Annotated in this window: 20 protein-coding genes and 1 tRNA gene; 8 read left to right on the forward strand and 13 right to left on the reverse strand. The window is 50.8% G+C overall.

Going from position 1 to position 25,628, the window contains the following annotated elements:
* Nucleotides 1-13 precede the first annotated feature (13 nt).
* A complete protein-coding gene (locus DFER_RS13800) occupies nt 14-1,885 on the reverse strand; it encodes a CocE/NonD family hydrolase (RefSeq protein ID WP_041735096.1) in 1,872 nt (623 codons plus the stop codon).
* 119 nt (nt 1,886-2,004) lie between these two features.
* Here DFER_RS13800 and DFER_RS13805 point away from each other — a divergent pair, with 119 nt between their 5' ends.
* Nucleotides 2,005-3,111, forward strand: a complete 1,107-nt coding sequence (locus tag DFER_RS13805) for an MBL fold metallo-hydrolase (protein ID WP_041736446.1) — start codon at nt 2,005-2,007, stop codon at nt 3,109-3,111.
* Between the two features lie 71 nt (nt 3,112-3,182).
* Here DFER_RS13805 and DFER_RS13810 read toward each other — a convergent pair whose 3' ends face one another.
* Both DFER_RS13810 and DFER_RS13815 read right to left on the reverse strand, forming a co-directional pair.
* The gene (locus DFER_RS13810; RefSeq protein ID WP_015812259.1) at nt 3,183-5,360 is read right to left on the reverse strand and encodes a T9SS type A sorting domain-containing protein; all 2,178 of its coding nucleotides are present in this window, start codon (nt 5,358-5,360) and stop codon (nt 3,183-3,185) included.
* Between the two features lie 403 nt (nt 5,361-5,763).
* Nucleotides 5,764-5,835: transfer RNA gene (locus DFER_RS13815), tRNA-Glu, on the reverse strand.
* A 255-nt stretch (nt 5,836-6,090) separates the two neighbouring features.
* On the opposite strand from DFER_RS13815, the gene DFER_RS13820 reads away from it, so the two are divergent.
* On the forward strand, nt 6,091-8,580 hold the full coding sequence (locus DFER_RS13820; protein ID WP_015812260.1) for a M14 family zinc carboxypeptidase: 2,490 nt from the start codon (nt 6,091-6,093) through the stop codon (nt 8,578-8,580).
* A gap of 106 nt (nt 8,581-8,686) precedes the next feature.
* On the opposite strand, the gene aroQ is transcribed toward DFER_RS13820, so the two are convergent.
* On the reverse strand, nt 8,687-9,103 hold the full coding sequence (aroQ, locus tag DFER_RS13825; protein WP_015812261.1) for a type II 3-dehydroquinate dehydratase: 417 nt from the start codon (nt 9,101-9,103) through the stop codon (nt 8,687-8,689).
* 33 nt (nt 9,104-9,136) lie between these two features.
* Here aroQ and xerD point away from each other — a divergent pair, with 33 nt between their 5' ends.
* Entirely contained in the window at nt 9,137-10,033 is an 897-nt protein-coding gene (gene xerD, locus DFER_RS13830; protein WP_015812262.1) for a site-specific tyrosine recombinase XerD, read from the forward strand.
* A gap of 4 nt (nt 10,034-10,037) precedes the next feature.
* Here xerD and DFER_RS13835 read toward each other — a convergent pair whose 3' ends face one another.
* Both DFER_RS13835 and DFER_RS13840 read right to left on the reverse strand, forming a co-directional pair.
* A complete protein-coding gene (locus DFER_RS13835) occupies nt 10,038-10,244 on the reverse strand; it encodes a hypothetical protein (RefSeq protein ID WP_143828733.1) in 207 nt (68 codons plus the stop codon).
* Between the two features lies 1 nt (nt 10,245).
* Nucleotides 10,246-10,752, reverse strand: coding sequence for a SixA phosphatase family protein (locus DFER_RS13840; protein ID WP_015812264.1), 507 nt, complete (start codon nt 10,750-10,752; stop codon nt 10,246-10,248).
* Between the two features lie 198 nt (nt 10,753-10,950).
* On the opposite strand from DFER_RS13840, the gene sppA reads away from it, so the two are divergent.
* Complete coding sequence (sppA, locus tag DFER_RS13845) at nt 10,951-12,717, forward strand: signal peptide peptidase SppA (protein WP_015812265.1); 1,767 nt, start codon at nt 10,951-10,953, stop codon at nt 12,715-12,717.
* Between the two features lie 50 nt (nt 12,718-12,767).
* Here the strand turns inward: sppA and DFER_RS13850 are convergent, their stop codons facing one another.
* The 4 genes from DFER_RS13850 to metH form a co-directional block, all read right to left on the reverse strand.
* A complete protein-coding gene (locus tag DFER_RS13850; protein ID WP_015812266.1) occupies nt 12,768-13,691 on the reverse strand; it encodes a YihY/virulence factor BrkB family protein in 924 nt (307 codons plus the stop codon).
* 164 nt (nt 13,692-13,855) lie between these two features.
* A complete protein-coding gene (locus DFER_RS13855; RefSeq protein WP_015812267.1) occupies nt 13,856-15,094 on the reverse strand; it encodes a NupC/NupG family nucleoside CNT transporter in 1,239 nt (412 codons plus the stop codon).
* A gap of 95 nt (nt 15,095-15,189) precedes the next feature.
* Nucleotides 15,190-15,738 carry a YybH family protein gene (locus DFER_RS13860; protein ID WP_015812268.1) on the reverse strand — a complete coding sequence of 183 codons (549 nt, stop codon included), beginning with the start codon at nt 15,736-15,738 and terminating at the stop codon, nt 15,190-15,192.
* 201 nt (nt 15,739-15,939) lie between these two features.
* A complete protein-coding gene (gene metH, locus DFER_RS13865) occupies nt 15,940-19,764 on the reverse strand; it encodes a methionine synthase (RefSeq protein ID WP_015812269.1) in 3,825 nt (1,274 codons plus the stop codon).
* Nucleotides 19,765-19,952: 188 nt separating this feature from the next.
* Between metH and DFER_RS13870 the strand changes: the two genes are divergently transcribed.
* From DFER_RS13870 to DFER_RS13885, 4 genes are all read left to right on the forward strand, one after another.
* Nucleotides 19,953-20,429, forward strand: a complete 477-nt coding sequence (locus DFER_RS13870) for an Lrp/AsnC family transcriptional regulator (protein ID WP_015812270.1) — start codon at nt 19,953-19,955, stop codon at nt 20,427-20,429.
* A 305-nt stretch (nt 20,430-20,734) separates the two neighbouring features.
* A complete protein-coding gene (locus DFER_RS13875) occupies nt 20,735-21,349 on the forward strand; it encodes an RNA polymerase sigma factor (protein WP_015812271.1) in 615 nt (204 codons plus the stop codon).
* Between the two features lie 85 nt (nt 21,350-21,434).
* Nucleotides 21,435-22,802 (forward strand): hypothetical protein, encoded by a 1,368-nt coding sequence (locus tag DFER_RS13880; protein ID WP_229206250.1) that lies wholly within the window; start codon nt 21,435-21,437, stop codon nt 22,800-22,802.
* A gap of 90 nt (nt 22,803-22,892) precedes the next feature.
* Nucleotides 22,893-23,777, forward strand: a complete 885-nt coding sequence (locus DFER_RS13885; protein WP_015812273.1) for a Ppx/GppA phosphatase family protein — start codon at nt 22,893-22,895, stop codon at nt 23,775-23,777.
* 36 nt (nt 23,778-23,813) lie between these two features.
* On the opposite strand, the gene DFER_RS13890 is transcribed toward DFER_RS13885, so the two are convergent.
* The 3 genes from DFER_RS13890 to DFER_RS13895 all read right to left on the reverse strand — a co-directional run bounded on the left by DFER_RS13890 (nt 23,814) and on the right by DFER_RS13895 (nt 25,620).
* A complete protein-coding gene (locus DFER_RS13890; RefSeq protein WP_015812274.1) occupies nt 23,814-24,176 on the reverse strand; it encodes an SxtJ family membrane protein in 363 nt (120 codons plus the stop codon).
* Between the two features lie 98 nt (nt 24,177-24,274).
* Nucleotides 24,275-24,424 carry a DUF5989 family protein gene (locus DFER_RS30130; RefSeq protein ID WP_015812275.1) on the reverse strand — a complete coding sequence of 50 codons (150 nt, stop codon included), beginning with the start codon at nt 24,422-24,424 and terminating at the stop codon, nt 24,275-24,277.
* A gap of 74 nt (nt 24,425-24,498) precedes the next feature.
* A complete protein-coding gene (locus DFER_RS13895) occupies nt 24,499-25,620 on the reverse strand; it encodes an SGNH/GDSL hydrolase family protein (RefSeq protein WP_015812276.1) in 1,122 nt (373 codons plus the stop codon).
* Nucleotides 25,621-25,628: the final 8 nt, after the last annotated feature.

Consider the following 25,628-nt stretch of genomic DNA (forward strand, 5'->3'; position numbering starts at 1 on the left):
TGCAGTGAGCCGGTCAGCGCAGGACAGGCAAAGTAATCCTGCTCGGGTTGTCGGCATTGTGATGGATCGAAATCTCCGACTTCTGAAAGTCAGATTCCGATGCCTCAAAAATGTTCATGAATTTCTGCGGATTGCGATCCACCAGCGGGAACCAGCTGCTTTGTATCTGCACCATCACACGGTGGCCCTTTTTGAATGTGTGCGCGACTTCGTTCAGTTTGACCGTAACCTGCTCGATCTTACCTTTTGCAAACGGTTCCGGCTTCGAAAAATTATTCCTGAACTTGCCGCGTAGTACTTCCGCACGCACCATTTGCTGGTAACCGCTCATATCAACGGCCTTTTCCCCTTCCTTAACTGCTGTTACGGATGAGCCTGCGGGCCACACGTCTATTACTTTCACGATAAAATCGGCGTCGGAGCCGGTCATGGACACCATCAGGTCCGCAACGATTTCGCCAGTTAGAGTGAGGTCTTCCGATAATGAATCCGTTTGAAAACTGAGCACATCCGGTCGCTGTGATGCGAAACGCTGGTCCTCTGCCATATATTCGTTGTTGCGATGCCCGCTAGTTACGCTGGTGTAAGGCACCGGGTTCGCAGGATCGCTTTCATAGTTGGTTAGGCTGGTGCTGGGAGTGGGCTTTTCCACCGCTAATTTGCCATTTGGCCCGAAATAATAGGGCGTTGGCTTGCTGTTTGCCGGCGGCCAAACGTCGTAGTGCTTCCATTCATTTGATCCTGTCTCAAAAACGGTAACCTCCGGCTGCTCAAAAGTGCCTTTTCCTTTGAGGTAGTGATTGAAAAACTTCGTTTCGATCTCCTCCTGATAGTATTTGTTCACATCCGCGCCAAACTGATAGCGGGCAAAGCCCTTCCAGGCAGGCGCCGCCCAGCCTCCGTGCGTCCAGGGGCCCATTACCAGCCGGTTGTTGTTGCCCGGGCTTTGTTTCTCAATGGCCGCATAGGTTTTCAATGCACCATACAAATCCTCCGCATCAAACCACCCGCCTACCACGAGCACCGCGGGTTTGATGTTTTTCAAATGTCTTTTAATGTTCCGCGACTGCCAGAACTCGTCATACACGGGATGGGCCGTCGTTTGCCGCCAAATGCTGTTCGGATCGGCGAAATAGGGCGCGGCATTGGTCTTTTTCAACGCGCCGAGTTCGAGAAAATATTTGTAAGCGTCTTTATATTCTACGCTAAAATGGCTTTGATAATTGGTGCCATCCTTGCTTTTGAGGCCGTCAAAACCGCTGTAAAAGCCGAAATTGTCCATGAGAAAGAATGCGCCGTTATGGTAGCAATCGTCGCCGATGAATTCGTCCGACATCGGCGCTTGCGGAGACACCGCTTTCATCGCCGGGTGGGCATCCGGCAGACCCGCCGACGAGTAGTAGCCAGGAAACGAAATGCCCCATTGGCCCACTTTCCCATTGTTTCTGGTATTTTTCAAAAGCCACTCGACCGTCTCATGGGTGTCGCTCGACTCGTCCACGTCCTTGCTGCTCTTCTTGTTCGGGATCGCGGGCGTCATTTCGCGGAAAGTGCCTTCGCTTTTGTACCGGCCTCGGGCATCCTGATATACAAAAATGTATTTCTCACGCATGAGGTGCACATTAGGCCCGAGCGAACGGCGGTAATTCCCCTCGCCATAAGGCCGCACCGAATACGGCGTGCGCTGCATGATGATCGGGTAGGTTTGAGAATTGTCCCGGGGCGTGTAAATGGCGGTAAATAGCCTCACCCCGTCGCGCATGGTAATGTATTGCTCTGTTTTGATGTAGTTCGCCTTGATCCAACTCGTATCCGGGGCCGGGTTCTGAGCGATGACCGCCCAATGCAGAAGGCATAGCAAACACAGCAATACATTTCTTTTCATGACTTTGGTTTTGTTTGGATAAGTAAATTCAAAAATACGCAAGAAAGCGTACATTCGTCCACTGCTAACTTTCACCCCCTCCACATGCTATGACAAAACGGATCATTAAACTTTCCTTCATGACTTTCTTCATCATTCTGGCTGTGGTAGTCATTGCCGCGGTCATATTCATGCAGCAACCGCTATTCGGCAAGCAACCGTCCGGTGCGAGGCTCGAAAGGATCAAACAGTCGCCGCATTACCGCGACGGACAATTCCAGAACGAGCATTTCACACCCGATCTCGCCGAGGGAAATAGTTATCTAAAGGTTTTCACAAAATTTTTCTTCGGTAAAAGCAAATACAACATCCCCGGCGCATTGATCCCTTCGCAAAAAACGGATCTGCTCCACCTGAAACCGGACGAAAATGTGCTGGTGTGGTTTGGGCATTCGTCGTATTTCATGCAGATCGACGGGAAGACAATGCTCGTCGACCCGGTTTTCAGCGGCAGCGCGTCGCCCATTTCATTCACCACGCCGAGCTTCAAAGGCACCGATGTTTATCAGGTGGAAGATTTCCCGTCAATCGACTATCTGTTCATCTCCCACGATCACTGGGACCACCTCGATTACGAAACGATCCTGAAACTCAAACCGAAGGTCAAAAAGGTCATTACCGGCCTCGGAACCGGCGAACACCTCGAATATTGGGGATACGACATTGCCCGCATCATTGAAAAGGACTGGAACGAAAGCGCCGACCTGGGCGACGGCTTCATGGTAAACCTTACACCGGGGAGGCATTTCTCGGGCCGCGGTTTCAGCCGTAACCGTGCCATGTGGGTGTCGTTCGTGCTGCAAACCCCCACGAAGAAAATCTTCATCGGCGGCGACTCGGGTTATGACGATCATTTCAAAAGAATCGGCGCGAAATTCGGGCCGTTCGACCTTGCGTTGCTGGAATGCGGGCAATATAATGAAGCCTGGAAATACATTCACATGATGCCTGAAGAAACCGTAACCGCTGCCCGCGAGCTGGGCGCAAAGAAGCTGATGCCGGTACATTGGGCCAAATTCGCATTGTCGATCCACGACTGGAACGAGCCGATCCTCCGCGCCAGCGCCGAAGCTCAGAAGCAGAATATGCCGCTCGTAACGCCTCTAATCGGACAAAAAGTGGATTTGGACGGCGACCAGACGTTCACACAATGGTGGAAAGAGGCGCGGTTGCAGCCGGAAGAGTAAGTATCAGAAGAGCTACAAAAAATAACGGCCGGGCATGTAGCCCGGCCGTTTCTATGCTCAATGAGAACGAATTAGTCCACTTTGATGAATCTCAGCTTCGTGTCGTCGCCTCCGTGGCTGACCTTCATGAAGTAATGTCCGCTACCGAGCTTTTTCACATTAATGCGGTGCGTGTTTTTACCTTCCGAAATACGGATGGTTGAGCTGCTCACCGGCTGTCCGGCCAGGTTGTAGATCGTCACGTCCGATGTTCCTGCCTTGCGCGATGAGAACTGGAAGTTCACAAAATCCTGCGCAGGGTTTGGCGAAATAACAGAGCCTACCAGCACGTCGGGGTTCACCGCTACGATTTTGCTTTTGGTGAAAGTACCGTCGATGTCGATCTGCTTCAACTGGTAGTAGTTGATACCCGGCAGTGGATTTTCGTCAAGGAAGTTGTATTTGCCAACACGCTGGTCGGTGAGTGACACTTTTCCGAGTGATTTCTCACCTTGCATGCGGTCGTCGAAACGAAGCACTTCAAATTCTTTACCATCTTCCTCCGCAACCACGTTCCAGCTAAGCTCTACGCCTTTTTCAACTGCTTTTCCTTCAAAATTCGACACATAGATCGGCAACTGAACGTTCACACCGAATGCAGCGATTGTAGGAGTGGACTTGCAGCTACCTCCCTGGATTTCCAGCGCATAAGTACCTGATTCCAGCAAATTATAGTCAATGTAAGGCGTATTGCTTTGAGGAGCCACGCGGTTCTGGCGGAGCGTAACACCGTCCTTTTTAATTTTCCAGTCAATCGCGTACACTTCGTCGCCATCGAAAAGGAATGAAAGACCGGTTTCACCTGCCGATACCACTGATTCCAGTTTTGGCCCGCGTTTACATGAAGTGCGGGTGTCTGTTGCTGAAACATTAAAGCTGCGTGTTGCTACTGCTGGTGCTATACAATCCTCCGCTTTCAGCTCGAAAGTATAGGTTCCGTTTTGCAGGTAATTGAATGTAAGGTTGGTAGTGTTAGAGGTCAGTGTGCCTGTTCTGCCGCTCGCTACCGGGGAACTGCCTTGCAGAATCCGCCATGAGAATACGCGCAGGTTGCTTCCGCCGTAATTGATCGTAGCGCTGCTTGGTGTAATTCCCGTGATGCTCGTTACCGACGGGCCGTTCTCACAATTGGGAACAACTACAACCGGTTCATTAACGGTGAACGAACGGCTGCTCACACCCGAAGTACAGTTATTTCCTTCGATTTCGAGGGTATAGCCGCCTGGTGTCAGTGAGTTGTATGAAAGATTGACTGACGTAGCGCCGCCAAAATCGTTGGTCGTCCCCGAACGAACTTCCGTTCCGCCGGACTTGATGCGCCATTTCAGGCTGTTCACGCCGGAACCCGTGAATGCAACGGTCAGGGCCGTCTGGGTGATGTTGGTGATGTTGCTGATGGCCGGGCCGGATGCGCAGTTATTGTCGGGCAGCGGAGTGGCTGTCTTTGGAGATGTAGGCCAGAAACAACCGTTCACCATGTCGGGCGTCAGTACATTAACCCATTTCGCGTCCATGTAGCTTCCGTCCCTGCGCTGGATTGTCTGAACGAGCAATTCCATGCTGTAATTTTCTTCCCGGTCATCGGTCTCACCCTGCTTGATCTTTACGCGCAGCAGGCCGTCCACATACTTAATGAACTGGTAAGTGTTACCAGTAGGACCGACGAATACGCCCAGACGCTCGCCATTCGGCATGGCAACGCCGTTACAGGTGATTTGGCCGCTGCCGTTTGTTCCCAGGAGGTTCATAGGACCGGTGCTGGGGTCAACCGGGTTGATACAAGACTGGATCAGCGTCGTTGTCGCCGGATTCACAGGAAAAGTACCTTCTTTGAGCGAGTATAGAATGTCCAGGTTATCAGCGATGCGACCGTTCCAGTTCAGATAAATGCGGTTGTCCTTTAGAAGAACATTCACCGGCTGATCGTCACCTGTCCGTCCCAGGTACTCACCGTGTGTCCAGGTCCTTCCTCCGCAGGAAACGCGGGTAGCCAAAGGCGCAGCTGGTGCAGCGGCAATGGTAAAAGGCTGGTCTGCAGACTCTGCATAGGGATTCCTGATTTCGTAAGAACCATTCAGGGCACCAGCAATACTGCTTTCGACATTTACATCGTCGGCAAGCGGCAGCATGCCTCCGGCGTCATTGTTTGGAGCCGCTGCCACCGAGCTTACTACTCCTCCCGCAAAAATAAGTTTTAGTAAAAATTTCATAGAGCGTATAAAATAAGTGGGCGATATGGATTATGTGACCGATCTAAGCTATTTAGAATCAACCGCATCGTCCGTTTCAAATATACTACAAACACCTAGAAAAATTTTTATTGTTGGTAGAATAATAATGCCTGCTTAATCTAGTTAAACCGACCCTTGCGCATAAGTAAGTTTATAAAAACGCTTTCCATTCGTTTCTACCCGGCTTTGACACGAACTTAATGGAGAATTGGAGGGGTGATATAAAAAATATTTCGAGAGGAGCAGTAACTGAAATAGCTACAATTGTAGAATAAATACTACTATCACACTTACATGTAGAAGAAATGCGTCAGAAACAAAAAAACCGCTCAAAAAAAGTGAGCGGTTTTTGAAATGATTGAAAGTGCTTCGCACGGTTTTGTGACCCATAGGGGAATCGAACCCCTGTTTCAACCGTGAAAGGGTCGTGTCCTAACCGCTAGACGAATGGGCCGACTGGTCTCCTACTTCGCGCGTTTTTCTAGCACTTTCTTTCACTTTTCGTTTCCCTGTTCCGAAAACGTGGTGCAAAGATGCACGGTCAGATTCAAAAAAGCAATAGCAGGTCAAAAATAAAAATCAATTAATTTTTAGTTAACTCATTTTCAGAAGATTCAAATTGAAAGTTTTTTTTATCAATCTGGCGGCCGCTGTTAATTCCGGCAACTTTTTAAATTTGGGTTTAACAGACTCCATCATTCCACTTCCCATGACCAAACTGATCCGCTGCCTGTTTTTCCTGCTTTTCGTTCAGCCCGCGTGGGCGCAAAATCAGACACCCGATCAGTTCCTGGGCTATCGGCTCGGCTCGAAGTTCGCCTATCATCATTTGATCGTGGATTATTTCAAATCCATTCAGGCAAACAATGCCGACCGGATGAAACTTATTCAATACGGTACAACTTACGAGGGCCGTCCGCTGATGCTCGCATTTATTTCATCGCCCGAAAACATGGCGAAGCTGGAAACGATCCGGACTAATCACTTAAAGAGCATCGGTTTGCTGCCCGGCAAGCCCGATGCCGGCGTTCCGCCTATCGTGTGGCTGAGTTACAATGTGCACGGAAACGAGGCCGTTTCGGCCAATACAAGCATGAAAGTGCTTTACGAGCTATTGAATAAGGGCAATGCGCTCACGCAGCAGTTTCTGAAAGATATAGTGATACTCGTGGACCCGTGCATTAATCCCGACGGCTACGAGCGCTACACGCAATGGTACAACCGCGTCCAGAACGCCACGCCCGACGTGACGCCATTTGCCCTCGAACACGACGAACCCTGGCCCGGCGGACGTTTTAACCATTATCTTTTCGACCTGAACCGCGACTGGGCCTGGCAGACGCAGAAAGAAACGCAGGAGCGCATTACCCTATACAACCAGTGGATGCCGCATTTCCACGCCGATTTCCACGAAATGGGGCCGTCGAGGAGCTATTATTTCCCTCCGGCTGCAAAACCCTACAACAAGGATGTGACCAGCTGGCAAAGGGAATTTAACGAGCTCATCGGCGAGTATTGCCGCAAGTATTTCGATCGGAACCATTGGGCGTACTTTACCCGCAATGATTACGACCTGTTCTATCCCAGCTACGGCGATACCTGGCCCACCGCAAATGGCGCCATAGGCGTTACCTACGAGCAGGGCGGCGGCGGACGGGCGGGCCTCGCGCTCGAACGCGCCAGCGAGCACGATACGCTCACGCTCGACAGCCGCATCGCGCATCATTACGCGAGTACTCTCGCTACGCTGGAAGCGGTAATGTCCCGGAAAGAGAAAGTGGTGAGTGAGTTTATCCAATTTCACCAGGACGCGGCCGCCGCGCCGTTGGGAAGTTTTAAGACTTATGTAATTAAAACAGGCGGGCAGGCCCGGAACGCCCGGGCATTCGGGCAGTGGCTCGACAGGCAGGGTTTCAGCTACGGCGTGGCGGGCAAAGCCATGTCTGCAAAAGGCACCGAACTCACGTCGCTGAACGAGCAAACCATCCGCATAGAAGATAACGACTTGGTGATCAGCGCCTATCAACCGAAATCCAACCTGCTCCGCATTCTTTTCGATCCCAAACCGGCGCTGGAAGACTCTGTCACTTACGATGTTACCAGCTGGGGCTTGGCCTATATTTTCGGTTTGAAAGCTTATGGTTTAAAGGAAAAACTTACTCCCGCCGCCGTACGTCCCGCGGCTTCCGACAATGCTTTGCCGGAGTCGTCGCCATATGCATACCTGGCCAACTGGTCGGAGTCCGGCGATGCGGCATTTCTGGCAGAACTTTTAAAAGAGGGAGTGCTCGTGAAGACTTCCAACACGGCATTTGAAATGGACAAAACCAGTTATTCGGCAGGGACATTGATCATCCCCAAAAAAGGCAATGAAGGCATTCCGTTCGATAAACTGGTCACATCGCTTGCCAATAAGCATTTCGTAAGGCTCACGCCCGTAAAAACAGGCTTCGTCAGCAGCGGCCCCGACTTCGGTAACGACAATGTGGTGGCATTAAAAGCCCCGAAAGTGGTTGCCGTCGCAGGCGACGGCATTTCGGCGACGGCTTTTGGGGCTATCTGGCATTATTTCGAACAGCAGATCAAATACCCGGTGACGATCGTGAATGCCGCTAAACTGAATACGCTACCCTGGAATGAAATAGACGTCCTGATCCTGCCCGATGGGAGGTATAACGACATCATCGGCGAAAAACAGCTCGAAGGCATTCAGAACTGGGTCAAAAACGGCGGCAAGCTCGTTGCCATGGAGCGTGCCACGGATGCATTCGTGAACAAGCCTGGATTCGGGCTCACGAAGAAGTTTTCCGATAAAAGAAGGGATGACGACACGTTCAAAAAATTCGGCGAGCAGCAGCGCGAAGAAGCCAGCGACTCATCGCCCGGCAGCATGTACCAGATCACTATGGACCGCACGCATCCGCTCTCATTCGGCTGCGGCGACGAGTATTTCACCATCGTCCGCGACGCCTACGAGCGCGATTACCTCAAAGAAGGCTGGAACGTCGGCTACCTGAAAGACGACAATTACAAAGCAGGGTTCGTAGGTTCCAAAATGGCGGGCAAGCTAAAAAACACCCTCATCATCGGAGCCCAGGAAATGGGCCGCGGCCAAGTCATCTACCTCATGGACGACCCCATCTTCCGGGCAATGCTGGAAAAGGGGAAGATGCTGTTTGGGAATGTGGTGTTTAGGTAATGAGTGAATTTCGAATGAGTGAATGAGTGAATGCTGAGAATATTCACACATTCACTCATTCACACATTCACACATTCACTCATTCACTCATTCACTCATTCACTCATTACAAGAAGTACCGCACCGCCATCTCATACCCCCTAAGCCCCAGCCCGGCAATAATCCCCTTGCAGCGTGACGTAAGGTAGCTGTGGTGACGGAATGCTTCGCGGGCGTGGATGTTCGAAATGTGGACTTCGACGGCCGGTGTGGTAACCGACGAGAGGGCATCGGCCAATGCGACGGAAGTATGCGTGTAACCGCCTGCATTGATGACAATGCCGTCGAAAGAAAAACCGGTTTCGTGGATCTTGTCGATCATCGCACCTTCGTGATTCGACTGGAAATAATGCAGTTCAACGTCGGGGAAAGCTGTTTTCAGCGTACCGAAATAGTCTTCAAACGATTGGTTTCCATAAACGCCCGGCTCTCTTTTGCCCAAAAGATTCAGGTTCGGGCCGTTCAGAATCATTATCTTTTTCATTTGCTTTGTAGCATTCATTAGTCGTCCTTCGATATGTGGCAAAGCTACATTAAACATTTTAAAAATTACCTCCGCCTCGAACGCTCGCTTTCCGGCAACTCTGTGGAAGCCTATGTGAGGGATGTGGAAAAACTGGAAGAATATCTGGAATTGAGCAAGGCCGACCTCGCACCGGCGCGCGTGCAGGAGGAACATTTGTCGGCCTTCCTGAAATACATTGCCGAGCTGGGCCTCGCAGCACATTCGCAGGCCCGGATGCTATCGGGCATCAAGGCGTTTTTTAAATACCTTTTGCTGGAAAACGAAATCACCGAAGACCCTACGGAGCTGCTCGAATCGCCACGCCTGCCGCGCAAGCTGCCCGATGTGCTGTCTTACGAAGAAATTGAAACAATGCTGAGCGCCATCGACCATTCCACTCCCGAAGGAACCCGAAACCGGGCGATTATGGAAGTGCTCTACAGTTCGGGATTGCGCGTTTCGGAGCTAACGGATTTGCAGCTCACCAATTGCCATTTCGATATTGGCTTCCTGCGGATTCTGGGGAAGGGTGATAAAATGCGGCTGGTGCCCATCGGCAGAGAAGCCATTAAATACACGCAAATCTACCTCGATCACATCCGAAATGACATCGCGCCTCAGAAAGGGAGCGAGGATATTGTGTTTCTCAACCGGCGGGGCGGCCAGCTGTCGCGGGTTATGATTTTCCTGATGATCAAGGATACAGCCGAAAAAGCGGGCATCCACAAGAACGTGAGCCCGCATACGTTCCGGCATTCGTTTGCGACGCACCTTATCGAAGGCGGCGCCAGCCTGCGCGCGGTGCAGGAAATGCTCGGACATGAGTCGATTACCACCACTGAAATTTACACACACCTCGACAGGGATTATCTGCGGCAGATCATCACCGAGTTTCATCCGCGCAGCTAGGCTCCTATTCTTCCACCTCTTTCAGCAACGAATCCAGTTTCAATGAATCCGAATCCGGCGTGGCGCCGGGCAATGCTCTTTTGAGTTGCTTCGGTTTGTTCCAGGGGGCCGTTGTACGGCTCGACATATCGTAAGAAATGTAGGCGAACAATGCCACGAACGCGACGAAAACAACGACAAATATCTTTTTGTTACGATTTGATTGCTCCATTTTACTCATCTTCTCTGATCTGCTTCGGCGTCTTGTACAGCACCAGATCGCCCGTTTTTGCAGATATTTCTTCCCACTTTTGATTTTTAAATTCTATAAAAACAGCACTTCCCTTCTTCATCGACCCGATGCTCGCACCGCTGAGGTATTCGGCAAAATAGGTAATGTCGGGATTATGCCCGAAAAGCATTAAGGTCGAATGCGCTTCCTGCACCGTTGTGACCGCCTGCAAATAGGCCCTCGGGCCGCCGTCGTAAATGCCGGCCTGCGTCTGGATTGCATCCACCGGGATCTTGTACTGTCCTGCGATGATCTCGGCCGTTTTGAATGCTCGCGATGCCGGGCTCGACACCAGAAGATCCGGCTTCACCCCTTCCTCAACCAGCCATTTCCCCATCGCGAGCGACTCCGACAAACCTTTGCTGTTGAGATTTCTGTCGAAATCCTTGATTCTGAAACTCTGGTCTTCGGCTGTCGCGTGGCGCACGAGAATGAGGGTCTTTTTCATCTGCTGATTTTTTCTTCAAAAGTAAATAATCTGCTTTTCTAAATCCGCTGGTAGGCGGCGAAAAATTGGAACGGTTATTTCAACCACTTAATGGCGGCAAACAACCTTTTGACATTATTTCGTCCACAAAAGGCGACATTAAATACGTAATTTTGTTCCTTGATCAACTTATAGAGAAGAATCCATTAGCAATAGATTATGTTACAGTTCCTTAAATATGTCCTGGCGACTTTCGTCGGCATTATACTCTTCCTCTTCCTCTCCTTTTTCATCCTCGCGGGCATCGGCTCGCTTTTTTCGTCTGAGGAAAAAGTGGTACTCGACGACAAATCCGTCCTCAAACTCGACCTCAACCAGCCCATTCAGGAAGTGGGCGTCGAAAATCCGCTCTCCGAATTCGGGATTCCTTTTAGCGGCGAAGACAATGTGGTAGGGCTAAAAGACATTCTGGACGCATTGAAAAGCGCCAAAGCAGATGATAAAATCAAGGGAATTTATCTGAAAACGGAAGGTCCAGAAGCGGGCTGGGCCACATTGGAAGAAATCCGCACGGCGCTGCTTGAATTCAAAAAATCGAAGAAATTCGTGGTTACTTATGGAGAGAGCTATTCCGAAAAAGGTTACTACATCGCCTCCGTGGCCGACAAAATTTACCTGAACCCGGCCGGCGGCATCGAATGGAACGGACTTTCGGCGGAATACAGCTTCTTCAAAGGCACATTCGATAAGCTGGAAATCAAACCATTGGTATTCCGCGTGGGCGAGTTTAAGAGTGCCATCGAAATGTTCTCCCGCCAGGATATGAGCGAAGCGAGCAAGAAGCAATCCGTTGAGCTCATCGGCGCGATCAATGATAATTTCCTTAAAAACATTTCGGCATCCCGCAGCATCCCCGTGGATGAGCTCAAAAACCTGGCGGATTCGCTGGCCGTCGAAAATCCGAAAGCTGCATTGAAATACAAATTCATCACGCACATGGGTTACCAGGACGAGCTTGAAGCCGCCATGAAAAAAGACCTGAAAGTGGCCGCCGACAAATCCATTTCCTACGTGGGCGTGAACAAGTACATCCAGGGCGCCAGCCCGGTTGAGAAAGGCGACTTTAACAAGCGCGTAGGCGTGCTGGTGGCCGAAGGTGAGATCACCGGCGGCGATGGCGGCGACGGCAATATCGGCTCCGAGAAATTTGTGAAGGAATTGAAGGAAATCCGTGAAAACGACAAAATAAAGGCCGTGGTCATCCGTATTAACTCTCCCGGCGGCAGTGCCCTCGCTTCGGACGTGATGTGGCGCGAAATCCAGCTTACGGCCAAGAAAAAGCCGGTAATCGCCTCGATGTCCGATGTAGCGGCCTCAGGTGGCTACTATATGGCCATGGGCTGCGATACGATCGTCGCCCAGCCGAACACGATCACCGGCTCGATCGGTATTTTCGGGCTAATTTTCAATGTGACCGATTTTATGAACAATAAACTGGGCATTACATTCGACGGCGTGGGAACAAGTCCGCATGCCGACTGGCCTACCGCAACGCGCGAAATGACCGAATTCGAAAAAGGAATGATCCAGAAGAGCGTGAATGAAGGCTACGAGACATTCACCCGCAAAGCCGCAGAAGGTCGCAAAATGCCGGTTGAAAAACTAAAAAGCCTCGCGCAGGGGCGTGTATGGTCGGGTGTGGAAGCCAAGCAAAATGGCCTCGTGGATGTGCTCGGCGGCGTGGATGATGCGATCAAACTAGCGGCCAAGGCGGCCAAACTGAATGAAGGCGATTACCGCATCCGCTACTACCCCGAAAAGAAACGCCCGCTTGACGAAATGTTCGAAAAACTGATGGGCAACAAAGAGGAAAAGGTAACAAACAAGGCGCTCGGCGACCTGGCTCCCTACGTGAAGATGTATAAAAAGCTTATGAATATGGGTGGAATGCAAACCAGGATGCCGTTCGAGCTGGTAATCCGCTAATTAGTTTGATTTGAAAAAAAGGCCTGCATCTCAAACATGCAGGCCTTTTTTTACTCCGTGATTTTAGCACCAGTTTTCTTATCGAGCTCTTGCCGCACAATCAGCACGGCGTGCTTGTTCGGAGCAATCGCGACGCCATCGAGCCGAGCGTAGACCTTCGTGAATTCAGCCCCGAAATACAGGATAATGGACGAATAATAGATCCAGGTGAGCAATATCACGATCGACGCCGATGCGCCGTATGCCGCACCGAGATCGGACTTCCCGAGGTAAAAACTGATGACAAATTTCCCGATCAGGAACAAAGTCGCGGTAAATGCAGCGCCTACAATACATTCCTTCCAGCGCAGGTCGCCGTCGGGAAGCACTTTAAAAATGACGGTAAACAATGCCGTGATGATCGTGAGGACCAATGCGAGGTTCACAATGTAAAACACCACTACCGATGCCTCCGAGAATAGCGCTTCCAGTCGCGCACTCAGCAAATCCACCAGCGCGCTCGCTCCCAGCGATACCACCAGCAGAAAGCCCAAAGTGAGGATTAATGAAAAGGAAATCAGCCTGTTTTTCAAATATTGCAGCCAGCCTTTCTTCGGTTTCGATTTAATGGCCCATATGAAATTGATGGAATCCTGCATTTCGGCAAAAACCCCGGTCGCCCCGATCAGCAAAGTACCGATCCCGATCCCTGCCGCCAATCCCGATTTGTCCGACAGCTCGGCATTTTTAAGGATATCCTGCAACTGCGACGCCGCACTCGCACCCACAAGCCCGCTGATTTGCCCAAACAACTCGCCCTGAATGGCTTCCCTACCAAAAAAAATGCTGAAAACCGAAATGATCACGAGCAGCATCGGAGCGAGCGAAAATATGGTATAGTAGGAAAGTGCGGCACTCAGCTTCATGCCATTGTCGTTCAGAAATTCATTGAAACTGTCTTGCAATAAAGACCAGAAGAGTTTGATACGTTTCATAGTATGCAGTGTTGATGCAGTTTTTTCCGGATGTTCGTCATCGGTTACCTGTAAACATTTATGCCAATCGGGCGGGCCCGGCAGCAAAACGCAAGCCCTTAAACGACAAAGAGGGCAACGCGTGTGCCCTCTTCATTCATTACAAATAGCGGTTTCGCACTTGTTTACAGCAGCAAACCGGCAAGTGTGGCCGACATGTACGATGCCAGCGTACCCGAGATCAGCGCCTTGAACCCCAGCCGCGCAAGGTCGGCGCGTCGCGACGGTGCCAATTCGCCAATCCCGCCCACCTGAATGGCGATGGAGCTGAAATTAGCAAAGCCACACAACGCGAAGCTGGTAATGACGATCGTCTTATGATCGAGCGTATCCCGGAGCTTCACCATATCGAGATAGGCGACGAACTCGTTGATCACCATTTTGGTGCCCATCAGCGAACCGGCCGCCTCAATGTCCTTTGCGGGCACGCCCATGGCCCATGCGAAGACGGAGAACACTTTTCCTAGAATAAAATTGAAGCTCAGCTGCGGAAACGCGAAGATGCCCCCGATGTAACCGAGCAGGTAATCTAGCAATGCCACGAGCGCGATGAAGCCGATCAGCATCGCAATCACATTGAACCCCACTTTAAGGCCTTCGCCTGCACCGGCGGCGATGGCATCGAGCAAATTGGCGTGCGTCTTCTGGATTTCGAGCTTCACCATTCCCTTGGTATCCGACTTGTCGGTCTCCGGAAACACGATTTTGGAAATCACCAATGCGCCCGGCGCGGCCATCAGGCTCGCCGCGATCAGGTATGGTGCCGGCACGCCCAATGAGATATAAACGGCCATTACACCGCCCGCAATGCAGGCGAAACTACCGGTCATGGACGCCATCAGCTCCGAATTCGTCATGTTTTTCAGATAAGGCTTGATCATAATCTGCGCCTCTACCTGCCCCACAAACGTGCTCGCCACATTGGAAAGCGCTTCTGCACCGCTCACGCCCATCAGCCAGTACACACCGCGCGCGATGAGCGACACCACGCGCTGCATAATGCCCAAATGGTAGAGCATATTCACCAGCACGGCTACAAAAATGATGGTTGGAATGACCTTGAAGAAGAAAACGAAGTCGTTGCCCGGCCCGAATGCGCGTTGCATAAGCTCGGGCCTCACCAATGTGCCGAATACGAAATCGGCACCTTTGTCGGAAAATGAAAGTAGTTTTTGGACTTTTTCCCCCAGCCACTGAAAAACCCGCTGCCCAATGTCCGTTCGGAGGATAAACACTGCAAGACCGAATTGAAGTCCCAGGCCCACGACCACCGTTCGATAATTGATGGCCTTTCTATTATTCGACATCGCAAAGGCAATGCCCAGGATCAAGACGATACCCAGCAGTCCTGTAAATCTCTCCATGCTTAGTTTGTTGTCACTTTTTAACCAAAGGTGCAAAATAACAACAAATTAGTTGGATGGGCGCTACCGCCTTAAAATATCAGGAAGAGAGGCAATTATTTAGAAGTTTTGTCTGATTTTGCCTCCGTCGCGATCGGATTGGCGTGCCGGTGGGCGATTTTCCAGACGTTGTTTTCCTTCCGGTAAAGGATGGTAACATGCAAATCGGCCTTGCGGCCGTCGGCAAAGCGGTAGTGTTCTTTTTGAATGAGGTAACCTTGTGCTGCGCCTTCCTCGCTGGCTACTTTTTCATAGGTGTAGGTAACATCCCTGCCCGTTGCGAGTCCTTCGTTGTTCAGGCTGGCTTCCACGGCTTTCCACCCTTTAGAATCTGCATTTGCGGCCCCGCCGAAGATCGTCACATCATCCTGATGTGACCACAGCGATTTGAAAAGTGCCGGATTTCCCTTCGCCATTTCCAGATTGGCCTTTTGAAGATCTGCAATGGCTGCGTCCATGGAAGTTTTGGTAATCCCCTTAGCTGGACTTTTGGTGCTGAAACCCGCTGTGACGGGCGGTTGTGCTGTTTCTCTGGTCTTTGTCCTGTATTTAAAGGACGACGCCAGCAGGATCAAGAGGATAAAGACTGAGATATTTCTTTTCATGGCTAATAAACTATTAAGTTCTTCACTTAAGTAATGCAAATATCCGCCGTTAATCCATCAAATAATAGCGTATAAATACCCGATTAAGCTGCGGCATACCACCTAATTACGCCTTTTCGTAAAAAAAATTATGTTTTGGGCACAAAAAAAGGAGAATAGTAACAAACTACCCTCCTTTTGTATTTTTTAAATAATACAACCTTAATAAGCGAGCACTGGCGAGAGCCACTTCTCAATCTCCTCCACCGGCATGTTTTTCCGGCGTGCGTAGTCCTCCACCTGGTCCTTGTAAATTTTTCCAACCGGGAAATATCGGCTGTCCGGATGTGAAAAATACCAGCCTGAAACGCTGCTAGCCGGATACATCGCAAAGCTTTCCGTCAATGTAATGCCCAGCTCTTCTGCATTCAGTAGGTCGAACAAATGGCGCTTTTCGGTGTGGTCGGGGCAGGCCGGGTAGCCGGGTGCCGGACGAATGCCTTTGTATTCTTCTTTGATGAGCTCTTCGTTGGAGAAGCTCTCCTCTTTGGCATAACCCCAAAGCTCCTTCCGCACCTTTTCGTGCATTAATTCCGCCAATGCTTCCACCAAACGGTCGGCAAGGGCTTTGATCATAATGCTGTTGTAATCGTCGTGGTCCTTCTCGTATTTTTCGAGCAGCGCCTCTATTCCTACACCTGCCGTCACCGCAAAACCACCCACATAATCGGTATGGCCCGATTCGAGCGGTGCTACGAAGTCGGACAAGCAGTAATTGGGCAGGTTGGCAGCTTTCTGGCTTTGCTGGCGCAGATGGTGCAATACCGCAGCGGTATCGGCCACAAGCTCGCCTGCATTCAGGTTTTCGACGCCTTGCTGACTGATTTTATATTCAATATGCTGATGCGACCCGTGACGTTCGCAAAGCACCTCCCTCGTTTCTTCGTTGAAATGGTGCAGCACAATGTCGTCACCGATCGAGTTGGCGGGCCAGAAACCCACTACGGCGCGGGCTTTCAGTGTTTTATCGCGAATAATCTCACCGAGCAGCACGGCTGCATCTTCGAATAACCGCTGTGCTTCCTTCCCAACCACGGCATCATCGAAAATCTTAGGATATTTTCCGTGCAGCTGCCAGGTCTGGAAGAATGGCGTCCAGTCAATGTATTTCGAAATTTCGGCCAGATCGTAATCGTCGTACACCCGCGTACCCAGGAACTGCGGTTTCACTGCCTGGAAGTTTGTCCAATCGATTTTGGCCTTGTTGTCCCTCGCTTTGCCGATGGCCACATGCGCTTTTTCACCGCCGCGTTTTGAGTGGTCGTCGCGCAGCTTGGCGTATTCGGCTTTGATATCCGCCAGCACTTCGGCCTGGCTTTGCTCGCTCTGGATGAGCTTACCGGCCACCGGCACCGAACGGGAGGCATCGAGCACGTGGATCACCGGTCCCGAGTAATTCGGGTCGATTTTCACCGCCGTATGAATGCGGGATGTAGTAGCACCGCCGATGAGCAACGGCATTTTCATGCTGCGGCGCTCCATTTCTTTGGCCACACCCACCATTTCGTCCAGCGATGGCGTGATCAGCCCCGACAGACCGATGATATCCACATTATGTTCCTGCGCAGCGGCCAGGATCTTGTCGGTCGGCACCATTACGCCCAGGTCGATGATCTCGTAATTGTTACAGCCAAGCACCACGCCCACAATGTTTTTACCAATGTCGTGAACATCGCCTTTAACGGTAGCAAGCAGAATCTTACCGGCCGATGAACCGCCGTCCTGTTTCTCCGCCTCGATAAATGGCTGCAAATAAGCCACAGCCTTTTTCATCACACGCGCCGATTTCACAACCTGCGGCAGGAACATTTTCCCTTCGCCGAACAAGTCGCCGACGATGCTCATGCCATCCATCAATGGGCCTTCGATCACTTCCAGCGGACGATCGAACAGCAAGCGGCATTCCTCGGTGTCTTCATCCACATAATCAGCAATGCCTTTCACCAATGCGTGAGAAATTCGCTCTTTCACAGGAAGTTGTCTCCAAGAAAGATCCGGACCACTTTGCGATTTGCCCTTGTCTTTTACGGTTTCCGCATAAGTTACCAAACGTTCCGTGGCATCCGCGCGGCGGTTAAGCAGCACATCCTCCACCAGTTCCAGCACGTCTTTCGGAATTTCATCATAAATGCCGATCTGGCCTGCGTTCACGATGCCCATATCCATTCCCGCCTTGATCGCGTGGTACAGGAACGCCGTGTGGATTGCCTCACGCACCGGCTCGTTCCCGCGGAAACTGAACGACACGTTGGAAACACCACCCGATACTTTCGCATGCGGCAGGTTTTCCTTGATCCATCTCACACTGTTGATAAAGTCAACCGCGTAATTGTTATGTTCTTCCATTCCCGTCGCGACGGTCAGGATGTTGGGGTCAAAAATGATGTCCTCGGCCGGGAAACCTACTTCGTCCACCAAAATGCGGTAGGCACGTTCGCAGATTTCAATGCGGCGCTCGTAGTTGTCGGCCTGGCCTTTTTCGTCAAAAGCCATCACCACCGTAGCGGCGCCGTAGCGAAGCACGGTCCGGGCCGATTCCTTGAATTTCTCTTCTCCTTCTTTGAGAGAAATCGAGTTCACGATAGATTTCCCCTGCACGCATTTTAGCCCTGATTCGATCACCTCCCATTTCGAGGAGTCGATCATCAGCGGTACTTTGGAAATGTCGGGCTCGGATGCGATCAGGTTCACAAATGTCTTCATCGCCTCCACACCGTCGATCATCCCTTCGTCGAGGTTAACGTCTATCACCTGCGCGCCGCTTTCTACCTGCTCGCGCGCAATGCTCAGCGCTTCGTCGTATTTGCTCTCGCGGATCAGGCGGGCGAATTTCTTCGAACCCGTCACGTTACAGCGCTCACCGATGTTCACGAAGTTGGTCAATGCATTGATTTTGACCGGTTCGAGACCCGAAAGCTTCATCACCGTTTCGGAAGCCGGCAGCGGTCGCGGGCTGTGTTTTCCGGCGATTTCCGCAATCACACGAATGTGATCAGGCGTGGTACCGCAGCAGCCGCCGATGATATTGACCAGGTTATCCCTCAAAAACCCGTCGATCACCTCCCCCATTTGCTCCGGCGTCTCGTCGTATTCGCCCATTTCGTTCGGCAAGCCCGCATTCGGGTGCGCCGAGGTGTAAAAAGGCGATTCTTTGGCCATAATCTGCACGTAAGGACGCATCAAATCTGCTCCCAATGCACAGTTGAGGCCTACTGATAATAATGGCAAATGCGATACCGAGGTCAGGAATGCCTCGGTGGTTTGTCCTGAAAGCGTCCGCCCCGAAGCATCGGTAATCGTGCCCGAGATCATGATCGGCAACGCCTGCCCCGGCTCGATCCGCCAGGATTCCAGGTGTTCCACTTTCCCGGCTTTCGCATCGGCAAAGAACTGGTCGATCGCGAACAGCGCGGCTTTGGCATTGAGTGTATCAAATATGGTTTCCACCAAAAGCAGGTCGCAGCCGCCGTCGGTGAGGCCTTTTACCTGTTCGTAATAGGCTTCCACGAGCTGGTCGAAGCTGATGGCGCGGAAGCCGGGGTTGTTCACGTCCGGCGAAAGCGACGCGGTGCGGTTGGTTGGGCCGATCGAACCTGCTACGAAACGCGGCTTGTGCGGCTCGCGTTCGGTAAATTCGTCGGCGACTTCGCGTGCCAGCCGCGCGGATTCATAGTTGAGTTCGTACACGATTTCCTCCATGCCGTAATCGGCCATGGCGATGGTGGTGCCCGAAAATGTATTGGTTTCGGCAATATCTGCCCCTGCCGCGAAATAGGCGGCGTGAATTTCTTTGATAATGTCGGGACGTGTGAGTGAAAGCAAATCATTGTTCCCTTTCACATCATGCGGCCAGTCCGCGAACCGTTCTCCCCGGTAGTCGTGATCCTGCAATTTATACCGCTGGATCATCGTACCCATAGCGCCATCCAGTACCAGAATACGGTTTTTGAGAATTTCGCGGATATCTGCTTTTTGAGTTGCTACCATAAGTGTTTTAATGTATGATGATCATTTCGCCGGAAAAGCATATAGCTTCTGAACTGACAAATTTAAGTCAATAGATGTTTTGTTCAATAAAATCAAAAAATTCAGACTAAAAGTCTGGAAGTTTTACCTAACCTAAATTATTTATCTATATTCGAACCCATCTCGGAGTGAATAAAGATATTCTATCTATGCATAATCTGGACGATATTGACGCCAAAATCCTGCATTTGCTGCAACAGGACGCTACTTTGAAAACACGTGAACTGTCGGAAAAGTTGAACCTCTCCTACACGCCCGTGTACGAACGCGTGCGACGGTTGGAAAAGGAAGGGATTATCAAAAAATACGTTGCGCTGGTGGACCGCGAGAAGGTAGGCAAAAAGCTCATGGCCTTCTGCAACATTGCCTTGAAGGAGCATTCGAAGGTGATGGGCGAAAAGTTTGTGAAGGCGGTGTCGGCAATGAGTGAGGTGATGGAATGCTTTAATATCTCCGGCGATTACGATTTTTTGCTGAAAGTGGTGGTCGATGATATGTCGCAATACCAGCAGTTTTTAATGCAAAAGCTGGGTTCGCTGGAAAACATCGGTAGCACGCACAGCCTGTTTGTCATGGGCGAGATCAAAAACTCGTCGGCCCTGGAAATGCTGCCTTCAAAAAAATAAATACGGCCCCGGAAAATCCAGCACCGTATTCCAACTCACCCCTAACAAAATATCCTGACGATCGCTTCGATCGGTAAATTTCGCTTGCCGTTTGATAGTCCGCATTGATGGGATATCAAACCATTATCTGCCTTTACGCCCCCTCCAAGGCCTGCGTTGCATAGCCGACGCATTTTTTTGCTTTTTTTCGCCGCCAGCCTCATTCCGAAGCATCAAAACTTTTCGTATTTTTTTGCAACAGAATGCAAGTCCGGGACGTATTCGAAAATGAGTAATTCTATCCCTGACAATTTGATACCCTGACTTTGCTTTTTAAAAGAAAAATATCTTTTAACCAAAACGACTTTGAGTCGGTGGTAACGGCATGTATTGCCGGAGATAACCAGGCACAGAGGCATTTGTACAAACAATTCTTCGGCTATTCGAAAAGCATCTGCCTGCGGTACACATCATCGGCGGAAGAGGCGGAGGAAGTTTTGAATGAAGGATTTTTAAAAGTATTCAACAACCTGGGAAAGTACGACGTAAACCATCCCTTCAAGGCATGGTTGCGGACGATTATGGTGAACACGGCTATCAGCTATTACCGCAAGCACAAAAAGCACACGGAAGATGTGATCGCCCTGGAAGACGCACCTTATCCCAAATTTGATGAAGACGTAATAAGTCAGATCACTGCTGAGGAAATACTGGAACTGATCCAGCGGATCAAACCGGTTTACAAGAATGTATTTTTGTTATACGTGGTGGATGGCTACAATCATCGTGAGATAGCAGACCTGCTGCAAATTAACGAGGCGACGGTACGATCGCATTATGTGCGCGCCCGGGCTCGTTTGCAGCATTTGATCAAACAATATTACCCACATCTCTTCCCAAGTGATTGGGCTGTTAAGTCGTTCAGAGGCAATGAAAACTAGTAAATTTGAGAATACTTTACGCCGAAAATTAGAGAGTATTGAGCCAGACTTCCAAGAGCAGGACTGGGCCCGTATGCAAAATTATATGCAGACGCACACCCCGCCCTCGTTTCTGCAACAATATGGCTCCTGGATCGGGTACGCCGCCGCCGCGTCGGTAACGTCCGTGATGGCTTATATGTACGTCGGCCAGCTCTCACAAAACGATCACCTCGTGCGGGACGTAAAAAATCTCCAGAGCCAGATCGAGCTGATCAAAAACCAGCCCTCGCAGGCGGATACCGTTTACGTGCTGCAAACCGCGCCGGATGGGCAAAGCCTCCAAGCATCCTTGCAGCCGCGCGATTACAGGCGCATTGCTTCGCCAGGCACGTTGCAGCCGCATGTGAGCAGAAATGGGCAGGCCGCGCAGCAATCGTTCGCAACAGAACATGAATCGGAAAGCAACCGTGAGGCAAGTTCCAGTAATGCAAATGCGGATCAGCACAATGCATCCGAAGAAATGCTTGCAGCCGACCCGGCTTCGCGTGAAGCGGCTTCCGTGGACCAGGGAATGAGCAGCGGTGCAAATGCAATGGCTCAAAACCAGCAGCCGCAAGCTCCGGCTAATCCGGCAGATTCCAAAACATTCGGCAGCGGATTGCCTGTTGCCGAGATCAACGCCCCGGTTGAAATGCAAACCGGCATTTCTCTGCAACGCAAAATGCATTATGAACTGGCGAGCAAACTTTCAACCCGGCAGGTGCAGCGTGCTTTGCTTGCCCATAACTTTAAGCCTGCGGCCAAATCGCCGGTGAGCGGGAAAAAGGCCGAGCAACTGGCCCAAGCCGAAACCGTAATCCCGAAATTGCCTTTGAAAACGCCTTACCGCTTCGGCGCGGCCTATCAGGTGGAAGGAAACGGTCAGGGGAAAACGGTGATGGGTGAAGTCATTATCAAGAAAAAATTCTCCATTGCGGCCGGCATTACGTGGCTGAAAGTGAAACCGGCCGAGTTCTTTACCGAAACCATCTTCCGCGAGAAGGCCCGCAAGGATTTCAAGGAGACGCATCCCGGACAAGTGCCGCAGATTTTCCAGCTTTATAATATTAAAATCGACCAGAGTGTGGTCCAAATGCCGCTTACGCTGGCTTTCCGGAACACAGTCAAAGACGATTGGGCCTATTACGCAAGTATGGGCACGAACATCCGGCTTTCAACCCGGGAAACTGTTTCTTATGATTGCCGGGGGCCCAAAGATGAGTTTTTCAACCAAAGCTTTTCCAAAAAAGGAGATATCTCGCCGATCACGTCGATGAACTTCGCTGTGGGGATCGAAAAGAGCTGGCACCCGATCGTGGTGCAGGCCGAAGGGTATTGGGTCAACTACTTCAAACCGATTACGCCGTTCAGGCACAGCGCCGGTCCGGGCTTGAGAGTTAAGCTTTTGTACCAGATAGGCCGTCAATTGTAGCTTTTACATATGAAGTTTCGCGGGCAGGTTATTGAAACTTGTCCGCGAAATTTTATTTTTGGCCTTTATTTATCCCCTATTGACGAGCTTTTGAAATTCGCTGCCATAGATATCGGTTCCAATGGTGCCCGCATGCAGATCTCATCCGTGTTGCATGACGACGGCATTTCCCGCTTCAAGAAGGTCGAATATGTGCGGTTTCCGCTTCGCCTCGGACATGATGTTTTCACCCAGGGACGCATTACGCCCCAAAGCGAAGACCGCATGATGAAACTGATGCTGGCCTACCAGCTGCTGATGGAACTCCACGAAGTAGATGACTACATGGCCTGCTCCACGTCCGCCATGCGCGAAGCCGCTAACGGCCAGGAGGTGCGCGACCACATCGAGCAGCGCACCGGCATCCACATTCAAATCATCGACGGGCAAAAAGAAGCCGAACTGGTGAACAATGTGGTGGTGAAGTCGCTGAGCGACGGCCAGTACATCCACATCGACGTGGGTGGCGGCAGTACCGAGCTGAACCTTTATCAGGACCGGCAGAAAATCACGGCCAAATCTTTCAAACTGGGCTCCGTGCGGCTTCTGGAAGGGAAAGAGTCCAAAAATGCGTGGCTGAAAATAAAGGAATGGATTAACCAGAACGTGGATTACAGCCGGCCGATCCAGGCAGTTGGCACGGGCGGTAACATCAACAAGCTGTTCGATCTGTCTTCCAAACTCACCGAAAGCTCCACGAGCCTCGAAGAAATTCAGCGAATGCGCGATTACATTGATCAGTTTTCGCTAGCCGACCGGATTAATAAGCTGCAACTCAACCCCGATCGAGCGGACGTAATTGTGCCCGCCGGTGATATCTATACTTCCGCCATGCGCTGGGCCGGTGCGGACGTCATTCACGTGCCTGACGTGGGCTTGAAAGACGGAATGCTACAACTGCTCTACGAACGTGCATGCCGCAAAAAAAAGGCCTGAAACCAGGCCTTTTACATTAATCTTAATTTCCGGCGATTACCACACCTGTTCCAGGTCCTTGGCCGAATATTTATGGTTACGCTCCGTAAAAACGGTGTCTGTGTCTTCCTTTTTCAGGTGAAGCGGGTTCTTTTTAGTCAACCGGGCGATTGCCGCTACCGGGAACAAAACGATAAAGAACACTGCCGAAAGGAGAATCTTCCCGTTGATCGCACCCAGCACTTCTGCGAGCTTATACCAAAGCTTCACTATCAAATCGCCGAAAACCGGGATTGCGATGCTTAAAACGCCGATTACCGCCGCGGCGATCAGGAAATATTCGGATTTGAAGATAAAATACAGCACTACCAGCCCTGTGACGATCACAAGCTGCGCTTTGACTTTGTCGGATTCACTCATCTTGATATAGTAATATTTTACCGGCGGCAGGGGGTTCCCTGCCGCCGAGCGAAGGTTTCAGTATTGAATTGGATAGATCTGCGTTGTGCTGAAAAAAATCAGAACAATGTGTAAATGAAAGGCGCCACAGCCGAACCTCCACCGATCACAATCAACACACCAATCAGGAGCAGAACGATGATCACAGGAGCAAGCCACCACTTTTTGCGCTCCTTCATAAATGCAAATAAATCTGTTAAAAAATCCATTCGTGATAGTGTTTAGAAAACCAAATGTAAAAACTTAATTGCTTTTAATATACAATCGGTACATTAATAATGAGTTATCGTTGCTTCATCGCCTCGTAGAGCCTGTCGGCGATCAGCTGGTTGAGGGCGGCGCTTCCGTGGCCGTCATTTTTACCCACAATCCGCTCTTTTTCAGGAATTTTCACAACTCCGTCGTTGATCCCCACGACTGTTACGTTATTTGAACGCAAATATTGCTCGACGGGCTTGGTATATCCCGCACTTTTGTCCACCTGGAAAAGGAACGGGATGAATACCGCGTACATTTCGGCCTGGGTGCTGTCGCGGTAGGCGAGCATGCCGGAAAGGTCTCTCAGGTGCGCATTCAGGACCGTAGTATCGGTGTAGGCGGTTTGTACAAATTTCTCGAACGTGCTGAACCCGGTATGCGGCAACTGCCAGTAGATGAAGTTGGGCAGGTAAAAACGCTTTACGATGGTGGCCATCGGTCCGTTCAGGTCGGCGTAGGGTTCTGCGCCTGTCAGCGTCAAACCTTTTTCGCGGCCTACTTTCTCGATGTCGTTGGGAAAGTATTCCAGAATGATAATGTCCGGCTTAACTGGAAAATCCTTCAATCGGCGAACCTCGTCACGGGTGTCCGCGCCCGACATTCCCAGGTTGTAGATCGTGTATTTGTCTGCTCCGAGCTTCGCTTCCAGGATGTTGGAGAAACGTTCGTTGATATCTTCCAGGCCGTGTCCGGCGGCAAACGAATCACCGATTACCAGCACCTTCTTTTTGCCCGGCTCGTTCTGGATTTCCTTGTCGTGATACCCGAGCGCATTCACCGGCTTCCAGTACTTTTCCCACCAGATCTGCGACGCTTTAGATAGCACGCCTTCGTGGCTTTGCGGCACGTACATGAAAATAATTTCTATTAAAATCAGCACGACCACCAGCGGGGTAATGACAGTCACAATATTGGCTACCAGCCCTTTGGCTTTACTCTTAACCACACCATAATAGAAGATGCGGAGAATTTCGATCACAAACAGCAGCCAGAATGCCAGCTTGGCCAGGCGAACGTGCCAGCTATCGGCCTGCGGATAGCCTGGGTATTCAAATTTAATATGAAACTTATCCGGGTAAAACAAAAACACAAACAGCAGTCCCAGAAACAGGATGCGGATTATGCTTGTAACAATTTTAGATGCCATTACTTTGA

Origin of the sequence: Dyadobacter fermentans DSM 18053 (assembly GCF_000023125.1) — a bacterium.
Taxonomy (GTDB): domain Bacteria; phylum Bacteroidota; class Bacteroidia; order Cytophagales; family Spirosomataceae; genus Dyadobacter; species Dyadobacter fermentans.

What these genes read in the sequence shown, in the direction of transcription:
- DFER_RS13800 (WP_041735096.1), bottom strand. Translation starts at nt 1,885, where the DNA reads ATGAAAAGAAATGTATTGCTGTGTTTGCTATGCCTTCTGCATTGGGCG.
- DFER_RS13805 (WP_041736446.1), top strand. Translation starts at nt 2,005, where the DNA reads ATGACTTTCTTCATCATTCTGGCTGTGGTAGTCATTGCCGCGGTCATA.
- DFER_RS13810 (WP_015812259.1), bottom strand. Translation starts at nt 5,360, where the DNA reads ATGAAATTTTTACTAAAACTTATTTTTGCGGGAGGAGTAGTAAGCTCG.
- DFER_RS13820 (WP_015812260.1), top strand. Translation starts at nt 6,091, where the DNA reads ATGACCAAACTGATCCGCTGCCTGTTTTTCCTGCTTTTCGTTCAGCCC.
- aroQ (WP_015812261.1), bottom strand. Translation starts at nt 9,103, where the DNA reads ATGAAAAAGATAATGATTCTGAACGGCCCGAACCTGAATCTTTTGGGC.
- xerD (WP_015812262.1), top strand. Translation starts at nt 9,137, where the DNA reads ATGTGGCAAAGCTACATTAAACATTTTAAAAATTACCTCCGCCTCGAA.
- DFER_RS13835 (WP_143828733.1), bottom strand. Translation starts at nt 10,244, where the DNA reads ATGGAGCAATCAAATCGTAACAAAAAGATATTTGTCGTTGTTTTCGTC.
- DFER_RS13840 (WP_015812264.1), bottom strand. Translation starts at nt 10,752, where the DNA reads ATGAAAAAGACCCTCATTCTCGTGCGCCACGCGACAGCCGAAGACCAG.
- sppA (WP_015812265.1), top strand. Translation starts at nt 10,951, where the DNA reads ATGTTACAGTTCCTTAAATATGTCCTGGCGACTTTCGTCGGCATTATA.
- DFER_RS13850 (WP_015812266.1), bottom strand. Translation starts at nt 13,691, where the DNA reads ATGAAACGTATCAAACTCTTCTGGTCTTTATTGCAAGACAGTTTCAAT.
- DFER_RS13855 (WP_015812267.1), bottom strand. Translation starts at nt 15,094, where the DNA reads ATGGAGAGATTTACAGGACTGCTGGGTATCGTCTTGATCCTGGGCATT.
- DFER_RS13860 (WP_015812268.1), bottom strand. Translation starts at nt 15,738, where the DNA reads ATGAAAAGAAATATCTCAGTCTTTATCCTCTTGATCCTGCTGGCGTCG.
- metH (WP_015812269.1), bottom strand. Translation starts at nt 19,764, where the DNA reads ATGGTAGCAACTCAAAAAGCAGATATCCGCGAAATTCTCAAAAACCGT.
- DFER_RS13870 (WP_015812270.1), top strand. Translation starts at nt 19,953, where the DNA reads ATGCATAATCTGGACGATATTGACGCCAAAATCCTGCATTTGCTGCAA.
- DFER_RS13880 (WP_229206250.1), top strand. Translation starts at nt 21,435, where the DNA reads ATGCAGACGCACACCCCGCCCTCGTTTCTGCAACAATATGGCTCCTGG.
- DFER_RS13890 (WP_015812274.1), bottom strand. Translation starts at nt 24,176, where the DNA reads ATGAGTGAATCCGACAAAGTCAAAGCGCAGCTTGTGATCGTCACAGGG.
- DFER_RS30130 (WP_015812275.1), bottom strand. Translation starts at nt 24,424, where the DNA reads ATGGATTTTTTAACAGATTTATTTGCATTTATGAAGGAGCGCAAAAAG.
- DFER_RS13895 (WP_015812276.1), bottom strand. Translation starts at nt 25,620, where the DNA reads ATGGCATCTAAAATTGTTACAAGCATAATCCGCATCCTGTTTCTGGGA.